Source organism: Ilumatobacter sp. (assembly GCF_030065885.1).
Taxonomy (GTDB): Bacteria; Actinomycetota; Acidimicrobiia; order Acidimicrobiales; family Ilumatobacteraceae; genus Ilumatobacter.
This window is the reverse complement of sequence record NZ_JASJCS010000196.1, coordinates 1-6,250: the sequence shown is the minus strand read 5'-3', so window position 1 is coordinate 6,250 and position 6,250 is coordinate 1. Positions and strand designations below refer to the sequence as shown.

The window sequence follows — 6,250 nt, the reverse complement described above, 5'->3', positions numbered from 1 at the left end:
GCATTGTCCGGCGACCCGGCGCTCGCCCCGCTCGTTGCTGCGACGCCGGGTCTCCGCGCAGCGGGTTCGATCGCTCCGACCGAGACGCTCGTACGAGCGATCGTCGGGCAGCAGGTGACGGTTCGGGCGCCGGCGACCGACACCTGCTGCCCGACGATCGCTCGTACGAGCGTCTCGGTCGGAGCGATCGAACCCGCTGCGCGGAGACCCGGCGTCGCAGCAACGAGCGGGGCGAGCGCCGGGTCGCCGGACAATGCCGTGTCGATCGCGATCGGGTCGGCGTCGAGGTCGAGCAGGCGGCGGACACGACCGACGGCCGGGGCGAGGTCGCGCCAGTCGACGAGGCGGAACGTTGCGTCGACGTGATCGTCGGCGAGACCGATCGCGACTGCGCCGTGACCGTTCGGCAGATCGAGCGAGCGTTCGTAGGTGGCACCGTCCCACGACTCGACGCCGGGTACGGCACGTGCCCCGAGGAACTCGAGCAGCTGCCGCCCGGCGAACGGGCCGCGGGTCGCCAGCCGGACACGAACGGTGCCGGACTCCGGTGCAGCCGAGACGCGGTTCCGTCGTCGGAGGTCGCCGGGCGCCGAGGCGAACACCTCGCGCACCGTGTCGTTGAACTGCCGCACGCTGCCGAAGCCGGCCGCGAACGCGATGTCGGTCATCGACAGTGCCGTCGTCTCGATCAGCGTGCGTGCGGTCTGCGCACGCTGGGCTCGGGCCAACGCGAGCGGTCCTGCGCCGAGCTCGTCGGTGAGGATGCGGTTGAGATGCCGGCTGCTGTAGCCCAGCCGACCGGCGAGGCCGGCCACGCCCTCGCGATCGACGACGCCGTCGGCGATCAGCCGCATCGCACGGCCGACGAGGTCGCTGCGCAGGTCCCATTCCGGCGACCCCGGCGAGGCGTCGGGCCGGCACCGCTTGCACGCCCGGAACCCACGTTGCTGGGCGGCCGCTGCGGTGCGGTAGAAGTCGACGTTCGTGCGCTTCGGTGTGATCGCCGGGCAGCTCGGCCGGCAGTAGATGCCCGTCGTGCGGACGGCGATGTAGAACCAACCGTCGAAGCGCTCATCGCGGCTCTGCGCGGCGCGGTAGCAGCGGTCGGCGTCGAGCTGCATCGCACTGTCGAGGGTGTCGGTCACGGGCACCATCATGCCGGAGCACCGCAGCACGGTCGAGCGGAAATCGGACACCGCGATGCGCCGTCCGATTTCCGCTGACAGGTCCGCCACCCGAGTTCTGGGACAATCGGAGGATGTCGCTCGGGGGCACCGCTTCGTATCGCGACCCAGCGAGGCGTGGAGACCTGCCGGATCTCGTGTCGTCGGCCGTCGCAGCCGCCGAGGCGGTCGGCTTCGAGTTCTGCGTGCGTCCGGAGATCGGACGCCTGCTCGCTGCCCTCGCCGGGGGTGTCCCACCCGGTGGTTCGATCGGAGAGACCGGCACCGGCACGGGCGCTGGCGTGGCATGGATGCAGTCGGCCGCACATCCCGAGACGCGAATCGTCAGCTACGAGCTCGACGAGCAACGGGCGGCCGCCGCCCAGCGGCTGTTCGAGGACCATCACAACATCGAGATCGTGTGCGCCGACGCGAGCGAGCTGTTCGGCCGCGGTCCGTTCGACCTCCTCGTGCACGACGGCGGTCCGGGGTCGGGCAAGCATCCCTCCGACGAGCTGGTCGATCCTGCGACCGTCTTGACACCGGGAGGCACGATGACGCTCGACGACGTCACGCCGGCGGTGACATGGCCGCCGACATTCCGCGGCGAGCCCGACGAGGGCCGCCTCCGGTGGCTGACGCATCCTCAGTTGTGCACGACCGAGATCCGGGTGGCGGCCGACCTCGCCGTGCTCGTCGCCCGATACCTGCCGAGCGGCTGACGGGTCAGCTCGGGATCCACCCGCCCGGCTGGCGGTACGGCGTGCCCCGGTTGCAGCCGCCCGCGGCGTGGACGGTCGGGTACGGGTTGACCGCCTCGCCCCCGCCCGGACGGATCTCGAAGTGGAGGTGGGGCGCGCTGGAGTTCCCGGTCGAACCGACCCAGCCGATGATCTGACCGGCCTCGACACGCGAGCCGACGCGGACCTCGGGCGCGAAGTCGATGAGATGGGCGTAGAAGAACGACGTGCCGTCGTCACCGGTGAGCGTCCACGCGTTGCCGGACAGCCGTCCCGGCTGATCCCAGATGCGACTCGTCAGCCGGCCGTCGACGACGGCGTACACGTACGCGCCTGAGGGCGTGATGAGGTCGACGCCCTTGTGAAGCCGCCCACCGCTGCGCGGCGCGTGCCACGTGTCCGCGTACCAGCACGGCCCCTGGACCGGCAGTGCGTCGAGATCGACCCAGCCCCGGGTCGATGCGCCGGACGACGCCGGCTGCGTCGCTCCGGCCGGCAGCCGGATCACCTGACCGGGCACGATCAGGTCGCTGGACGATGCGTCGTTCGCGGCCAGCAAGGAACGTGCGGACACGTCGGCTCTCGCCGCGATGCCGAACCAACTGTCACCACGGCTCACGGTGTAGGTCCCTCCACCCGCTGCGCTCGATCCGCTCGTCTCGCCGCTCGTTGCGGCGGCGCCGTCGGGGAGGCAGACGGTCTCACCTGGGTGGATCGCGCGGTCGAGGGTCGCACCGTTCGCCGCGAGCAACGAGCTCACGGACGTCCCGGCGCGATCGGCGATCCGGTACCAGCCGTCGCCCCCACTCACGGTGTAGGTGCTCCCACACGCACCGGTGACATCGGCGTCGCGCGGGAGGCACAGCCGGTCGCCGGGCACGAGCAGGTCGGCGAGGCTCGCGCCGTTCGCCTCGACGAGCGACCGCGCGCTGACCTCGACGCGATCGGCGATCGCGAACCACCCGTCACCTGACTTGACCGTGTACGTCGGCGCGTCCGACGAACATGCGAAGCCGGCCACCGCCGGCGTCGGCGTCACGACGACGGCGACCGCCACGGCGGCCGCGGTCGCCACCGACGACGTCACGAACGATGCGACGGAACGCCGCAGCTCTGCCCCAACCAGCATTGCGTTTCAGGTCCTTCCTCGCCCGGCGAGCGAGGATAGCGACGGCCGGCGAGCTTGTCCGGTCACCCCCGTCGGGCCCATGTGCCGCAGACGGGCGTCGTTACGTGCGGCCGAAGCCGAACAGCTGTTGGGCGACCTTGCGCATCTGGATCTCCTCGGCGCCCTCGGTGATCCGGTACCGCCGGTGGTGCCGGTAGATGTGCTCGAACGGCATGTGCCGGGAGTAGCCCACGCCACCGCACGTCTGCATCGCCCGGTCCGCAGCGTCACACGCCAAGCGGTTGGCGCGGTAGTTGCACATCGCGACCTGGTGGGTGACCTCCATGTGGTGCTGCTGATCCAGCCGCCAGGCCGTCTCGCGGATCAGCTGGCGGAGCATGGCGGCTTCCGTGTGCAGCTCCACGAGCGGGAACTGGATGCCCTGGTTGACCGACAGCTTCCTGCCCCACGTGATCCGCTGGTTGGCGTACGCGACCGCCTCGTCGATGCAGTGCTGTGCCGCGCCGAGCGACGACGCCGCCTGCCGGATGCGGTTCTCGTGCACGAAGTGCTGGGCGAGCTCGAGGCCGTGATCGAGGCGCCCGAACAGCGCGTCGGCGCTGACCCGGACGTCGGTCAGCGAGACCTCGGCGTGGTCGCTCGGCATGTTGAGCGTCCACCAGTAGAACTCGACCTCGAAGCCGGGCGCGTCGCACGGCACGAGGAACGCCGAGATGCCGACCGGGCTGCCCGGCTCGCCCGACGTGCGGGCGAAGATGATGTCGTGGGTGGCGTGGTGCACGCCGGTGTTCCACCGCTTCGCGCCGTTGATCACCCACTCGTCGCCGTCACGGCCCGCGGTCGTCTCGAGGTAGGTCGCGTCGCTGCCGTGGTTCGGCTCGGTGAGCCCGAACGCAAGGCGGCGCGAGCCGTCGAGGAAGCCGGGCATCCATTCGGCGATCTGTTCGGGCGTGCCGAAGTCGCGCATCATCAACACGGTCGGGAAGTTGCCGACGATCGACGACTCGTTCTGCAGGTCGTTGTGCAGGCCGAGGCCACGGTGGGCGAGGTGCTCGCGGATGATCGCTATCTCGAGGTTCGACGCATCGCGTCCACCGAACTCGGCGGGCAGAGCGAGCCGCAAGAACCCGGCAGCGTCGGCTCGGCGCCGCATCTCCCTGAGCAGCTCCTCCCATTCCTCGCGCGGTACGCCGTCGTTGTCCCAGTCGGTGCGCGCCCACTCGCGACGGTGGTCGAAGAACCGGTTGTTGTCGTCCTGTTGCTGCAACGGGACGATCTCGCGCTCGATGAACCCGTCGAGCTCGTCGAGCGTCTGCTGGATCGCGGGAGGAACCGAGAAGTCCATGTGCGCACGGTATGTGGCGCGCCGTGTGACGAACCGACCGGAGCCGCCCGTCGTCGTGCACGCGTGGTAGTCATTCGTGCGGTGCCGACGGGACGATCCATCACCAGCACGTGTGCGGCGCGAGCTGCGCTGGCCGGCAACCCGTCCGACGGCTACGGCGGGGCGGTCGTCGCGCTGCCGATCACCGATCTCCGGGCGATGTCGTCGGCCACCGAAGCTGACGGCTTCGGGGTCGCCGCCTCCGATCGGGACCTCCATCGACTGCTCACCGCGACGTCGGAGGGCTTCGCCGAGGCCCGGGGCGCGCTGCCGTCGATCACGCTCGGCGCGTCGACGAGCATTCCCCGCTCGGTGGGGTTGGCCGGTTCGAGTGCGCTCATCATCGCCGCGCTGCGAGCGATGGCGGAATGGACCGGGCACAAGTGGTCGATCATCGAGCTCGCCGAGCTCGCCCTCTCGATCGAGCGCGACCGGCTCGGCATCGAGGCGGGCCTGCAGGATCGTCTCGTGCAGGCGGCGGACCGAACCGTGTCCATGACGTTCGATCCGGTCGGGTTCCGTCCCATCGAGGCATCGACCGACTTCCCGCTGTTCGTCGCCTGGCTGCCCGGTGCGGCACGGCCCAGCGACACGGTGCACCGTTCGCTCAGGCGTCGCTACGACGCGGGCGACCCGTCGGTGATCGCCGCGATGACGGCACTGGCCCAGCAGGCCGACCGCGCCGCGTCGGCCATCGACGAGGGCGACGTCGAGGCGCTCGGCGGGGCGATGAACGCGTCGTTCGACATCCGGGCCGCGGTCATCGACATCGAGGCACCGCAACGGCAGCTCATCGACGTCGGCAGAGGGCACGGTGCGGCGACGAACTCCGCCGGGTCGGGCGGATCGGTCGTCGGGATGGTGCGCGCACCGGAGCGTCTCGAACCGGTCGAAGCCGCGTACCGGGCGGTCGGTGCCGAGTTCTTGAGCCTGCTCTGACGTCGATCGCCGTCTCGACCGTCAAGGAACGTTCAAGAACCGGCGGTCGCGCGCCGATCTCAGAGCGAATGGCTCGAATCACCGCTGCCCTCGTCGGCGCCGCTGCGGCGGTGGCCTGCTCCGCCGCGGCTCCGCTCGCGGCCGCCGCCGCGCCGCCACTGCCGGATCCGGATCGGCCGATCCCGATCGAGATCGTGCTGACCGACGTCGAGATCTTCGGTGCCGAGCTCGACCAGCTCGAGCGGGACCTCCGTGCCGGCGTGTTCGGCGAGGCCACCGCTGACGACTTCGCAAGGGTGGACGAACTGCGGTCACGCCTCGCCGGCTTCGAGGCCGAACCGACCGCTGTCGAGTTCGCGGCGTACGACGGGTTCTTCCGTGATCTCGAGGCGTTCTACGTCGAGCTCGACGATCGAGCTCCGGCATCGAGCCCTGCCGTGGCTGTGGCCGAGCCCGCCGCCGGAGCCGAGCCCGCCGTCGCCGGAGCCGAGCCCGCCGTGGCCGAAACGGACGTCGCTCCACCGCCCGGCAGTGCGGAACTCGCCACCGTCCCACAGGTCACGGCCGAGACGAGCCGGGAGGACGCCGACCCGGTCCCGACGGTTCCGGCAGCCGATGACGACGGGACGCTGACAGCACAGCTCCTCGCGGGCGCGCTGCTCGTCGCGACGATCGCCGGCGCCGCGATCGTGATCTCACGCCGCCGTCAGGGCGGCACGTCGACGCACGGCGTCGGGGTGATGGCCCGGGCCGACGAACCGATCGACGCCCGCTGAGCACGCCGCCGGCATCGCCGAGCGCGACGCGGACGGACTCAACCCTTGCGGGCGTTCAGGAGCTGGCTGACGACCTTGCCGTCGGCCTGCCCCCTACTTGCTTTCATGCCGGGCGCGAC

The 6,250-nt window shown here is 70.9% G+C and carries 6 protein-coding genes; 3 read left to right on the top strand and 3 right to left on the bottom strand.

Annotated elements, in window-relative coordinates; genetic code table 11:
* On the bottom strand, positions 1 to 1,121 hold a 1,121-nt coding region (locus QNJ12_RS23545), incomplete at its 3' end, for a bifunctional transcriptional activator/DNA repair enzyme AdaA (protein ID WP_367281846.1).
* Positions 1,122 to 1,258: 137 nt separating this feature from the next.
* Between QNJ12_RS23545 and QNJ12_RS23540 the strand changes: the two genes are divergently transcribed.
* Positions 1,259 to 1,885 carry a class I SAM-dependent methyltransferase gene (locus QNJ12_RS23540; protein WP_300626525.1) on the top strand — a complete coding sequence of 209 codons (627 nt, stop codon included), beginning with the start codon at positions 1,259 to 1,261 and terminating at the stop codon, positions 1,883 to 1,885.
* A 4-nt stretch (positions 1,886 to 1,889) separates the two neighbouring features.
* On the opposite strand, the gene QNJ12_RS23535 is transcribed toward QNJ12_RS23540, so the two are convergent.
* Both QNJ12_RS23535 and QNJ12_RS23530 read right to left on the bottom strand, forming a co-directional pair.
* Positions 1,890 to 3,032 carry a LysM peptidoglycan-binding domain-containing protein gene (locus QNJ12_RS23535; protein ID WP_300626523.1) on the bottom strand — a complete coding sequence of 381 codons (1,143 nt, stop codon included), beginning with the start codon at positions 3,030 to 3,032 and terminating at the stop codon, positions 1,890 to 1,892.
* A 100-nt stretch (positions 3,033 to 3,132) separates the two neighbouring features.
* A complete protein-coding gene (locus QNJ12_RS23530) occupies positions 3,133 to 4,377 on the bottom strand; it encodes an acyl-CoA dehydrogenase family protein (RefSeq protein ID WP_300626522.1) in 1,245 nt (414 codons plus the stop codon).
* A gap of 63 nt (positions 4,378 to 4,440) precedes the next feature.
* On the opposite strand from QNJ12_RS23530, the gene QNJ12_RS23525 reads away from it, so the two are divergent.
* Positions 4,441 to 5,355 (top strand): hypothetical protein, encoded by a 915-nt coding sequence (locus QNJ12_RS23525; protein WP_300626520.1) that lies wholly within the window; start codon positions 4,441 to 4,443, stop codon positions 5,353 to 5,355.
* Positions 5,356 to 5,423: 68 nt separating this feature from the next.
* Positions 5,424 to 6,131 (top strand): hypothetical protein, encoded by a 708-nt coding sequence (locus tag QNJ12_RS23520; RefSeq protein ID WP_300626518.1) that lies wholly within the window; start codon positions 5,424 to 5,426, stop codon positions 6,129 to 6,131.
* Positions 6,132 to 6,250: the final 119 nt, after the last annotated feature.

Excerpts from the sequence above, each read along its gene's own strand:
- QNJ12_RS23540 (WP_300626525.1), top strand. The coding sequence starts at position 1,259 with ATGTCGCTCGGGGGCACCGCTTCGTATCGCGACCCAGCGAGGCGTGGA.
- QNJ12_RS23535 (WP_300626523.1), bottom strand. The coding sequence starts at position 3,032 with ATGCTGGTTGGGGCAGAGCTGCGGCGTTCCGTCGCATCGTTCGTGACG.
- QNJ12_RS23530 (WP_300626522.1), bottom strand. The coding sequence starts at position 4,377 with ATGGACTTCTCGGTTCCTCCCGCGATCCAGCAGACGCTCGACGAGCTC.
- QNJ12_RS23520 (WP_300626518.1), top strand. The coding sequence starts at position 5,424 with ATGGCTCGAATCACCGCTGCCCTCGTCGGCGCCGCTGCGGCGGTGGCC.